This window comes from Vibrio sp. S234-5 (assembly GCF_000960595.1).
In the GTDB taxonomy this organism is placed as follows: domain Bacteria; phylum Pseudomonadota; class Gammaproteobacteria; order Enterobacterales; family Vibrionaceae; genus Vibrio.
The window spans coordinates 1-471 of sequence record NZ_JZAM01000386.1 but is presented as its reverse complement, the minus strand read 5'-3'; the positions used below and the strand labels follow the sequence as shown (position 1 = coordinate 471).

Genomic DNA, 471 nt, shown 5'->3' with positions numbered 1-471 from the left:
GTCAGAACATTCTCTCCCTCAATGCTGGTTTGCAATGTGTGACCATTGTTTGTTAGCGCAACCACTTTGCCTTGGTAATCCAATTGCAGTTTTGCTAATTCAGCTTGCGTCGCTGCATGAATATCAATCGGGCTTTGGTTTTTACCTTGCGCACATTCAGAAGCAAACTCGCCCCAATGCTCTGGTCCGTGACTTCCTTCGTAACCCCAGTTTGCTGCGTTGGCCGAACCAACGAATACCAAAGACAATCCAATCGCTGTAAGTGACTTTTTCATGATTTTCCTTATCCCTTCAAGTGAAGTGTTGTAAAAGCAAAGCCATACTAATCTCACAGGATTCGGTCGTTACAGAGTGGAAACTATGATTGCAAACAAACTTTGGAATCAACTCCTCTAGTCATGCAATTGATATGATGCTCAAAATTGAACATCAACGATTATTGAGTCGGTATAAGTGCCCGCGGGAGGGGTA

Annotated in this window: 1 protein-coding gene; it reads right to left on the bottom strand. The window is 43.7% G+C overall.

Annotation, left to right across the window (positions count from 1 at the left end):
- A partial coding sequence (locus UF06_RS22195) for a carbonic anhydrase family protein (RefSeq protein WP_045572413.1) occupies nt 1-275 on the bottom strand: 275 nt, incomplete at its 3' end.
- Nucleotides 276-471: the final 196 nt, after the last annotated feature.